At 45.9% G+C, this 2,646-nt stretch carries 2 protein-coding genes; both read right to left on the reverse strand.

The genetic code is table 11. The annotated features are described in order from the left end of the window. Window positions 1-494 (reverse strand): C39 family peptidase (locus tag A3751_RS16780; RefSeq protein WP_197466434.1); only part of this gene is annotated, 494 nt, incomplete at its 3' end. A gap of 182 nt (window positions 495-676) precedes the next feature. Continuing rightward, on the reverse strand, window positions 677-2,563 hold the full coding sequence (locus tag A3751_RS16785) for a SurA N-terminal domain-containing protein (RefSeq protein WP_068458099.1): 1,887 nt from the start codon (window positions 2,561-2,563) through the stop codon (window positions 677-679). Between the last annotated feature and the right edge of the window lie 83 nt (window positions 2,564-2,646).

Raw genomic sequence — 2,646 nt, forward strand, 5'->3', positions numbered from 1 at the left:
ATAAAAACACGATCATTCTCCACCGTCTTTACGACAACGAAATGCTTGTAACCCGCGTACTGAATTGGAACGATCGCTGGGTGATCCAAGTCGATTAGGTCTTGCATCTCCGCTTTAAAGCCACCAGCAGGAAAACCTAAGGCCGTAACGAGGCGCTTCATGTCCAACATCGAGAAACCACGGCGCTCTACAATTCGCTCGTTCTCACCGTAATGAAGTAAGCCCTCCATCACTTGGCGCTCTTGAAAGTTTCGCCCAAGATAATGCTGAAGGATCGTCGTAAGGGCTGCAGAGCCGCAACTATAATCGTATGCTTGGCGAACGATGTTGCGGAACTTGATTTCTGAATAAGGCTCTACCTCCGCGGAATAAAACAACTCGGGCCTATCTAGGTCAAAGTCGTAATACACGACGCCTTGCTCATGCGGCTCAATCTCCTTGAATCCGTAAAGCAAGTTAAGAAATAGTATCGATGCTGTAGTAACCAGAACCATTTTATTATTCCGGGTGTAATCCCATTCGACCACGCAGCCGCACACTACGTGTCAGTCTCATTATTCTTGATGCGAACGATACCGCAATTGGCTGTTTTTTAAAGATAACCAGTGCTCAATCTATAGGGGCACAACAAAAAACGGGAGCCTACTAAGCTCCCGTCAACGCTATTTAGAATGACTTACATTCGCTCAACGATTGCGCTTTCCTCAATACTAGTCAGATACGAAGCATAATCCGTCCCGCCATAACTCGCCCCTAGCGAGCTTTTGATCGACTGTTTTTCGATCATGGTAATATCTTCTAAGCTTCCAGAAGAAACAGCAGTAAGGGAAACAACCGCATAGTCTCCATTACTCAACTCAAAGCCACCGATCACTGGCTGCTCACCCGCCGGCTTATCCATTGAGAACACTTTAAACAATAAATCCGGGTTTACTGAGAAGTCATCCCTTCGTACGCTGACTTTTTGCTCCCAGGCGAACGACATATCTTCCGCGACCAAATCTGCATGCTCACCGGCCTCAGCTCGAACAATAAAAGCATTACCGATTGATGCGGCATACTGCCCTGCTTTCTCTTTCGTCAGGAGAGCGGTCACTTCATCCCGAACCTGCTCCAAGCTCTTCGTCGATGCCTCATGGTAATCTTCAACTTTAAAGACAAGCGCCAACCCTTCATCCAGCTCAATAACCTCACTGTTGTGCTCCCCAGAAAGATTTTCATCGCTAAAAAGCGCTCGCTGAACTTTCAGCTCTGAAAAAATTTCATCCTGAGATTCAGCAGAAACACCAATTCGCTGCTGTAACTCAAGACCAAGCTCGTCTGCGGGATCGACCAAATCAGGTGACGAATACGAAATGTCTGCTAACTGCTGAACTAAATCAACATACTGCTGATCACGTTTTTCGGCTAGAATCTCCGCCTCTAACACGGGAGCACGCTCAGCAAGCTCAGGGGGCTCATTTACCTGCACTTCTAGTAGCTTGATGAGGTGGTAACCAAACTCCGTTTTGACTGGTTCAGAAACAGCTCCCTCTTCCATCGAGAACAAAGCATCTTCAAAGCCGGAAACGTAAACACCCTTCCCTGAAAAACCTAGATCACCGCCATCAACCGCAGAACCCTCATCATCGGAGTTTTCTTTGGCCAACACTGAAAAGTCTTCTCCGGCATCAATTTTCGTCTTAAGTTCAGTGACTTTCGCTAAAGCCTCTTCTTCAGTCACCTCATCCGAAATGGAGACTAGTATATGAGAAGCTCGGCGCTGCTCGTCGCCAACAAAGTCCTGTAATTCAAGCTCGTAACGCGCTTCCACTTCTTCAGACGCGACATCAATTTGATCTAATTCAGACTTTCTTAAAACAACATAGGAAACATCGACGTTTTCAGGCTGAACGAACATGGAAGCGTTTTCATTATAATAAGACTGGATTTCTGCATCAGTTATTTCAATTTCGTCCTTATATTCATCAGCGGATAACACAGTCATACCAAAGGTACGTGTTTGACGGTCTAGTTTAACGAGTGCGTTCTCCTCACTTTCTAGCACGAACGCCGATCCGATCAGCCCTGTACGACTTTGATCAATGACAAACTGCTTCGCCAAACTATCTCTGAAGGAGTTTAGCGTGAAGCCAGCAGAGCCGAGAACAGATTGCATTCGCTGATTGCTAAACTCTCCATCAACTTGGAATTCGTTCATGCCACGGATGTACTCATCAACCATTGCGACTGAAATATAAAGGCCTTTGTCATTTGCGTCCTGCTCAAGCGTTTTTTCTTGAACGAGACCATCAAGAACTGACTGAGATAGCAGCCCATCATCAATAAGATCTGGGTCTGCCGCCTCGCCCATCTGCATTAATAACTGGCGCTTCTTACGCTCAACAGCGATTTTAAATTCTGATTCTGGAATACCTTCGCCATTTACTTCAACTACATCAGGCTCCCCACCGATACCACCAACAATTGACTCAACACCAAATAGCGCGAACGTAATAGCAATTCCCCAAACAATAACTTTGGCGGTCGTACCCTGCATACCTTGACGGACGTCTTGAAGCATAATGCCCTCTAAAAATAACTACTTACTATAATGAAATACTGTCAGCGCTACTAAAGGCTGACATAACAAAAAAGGCGCATTCC

This window comes from Oleiphilus sp. HI0080, assembly GCF_001635135.1.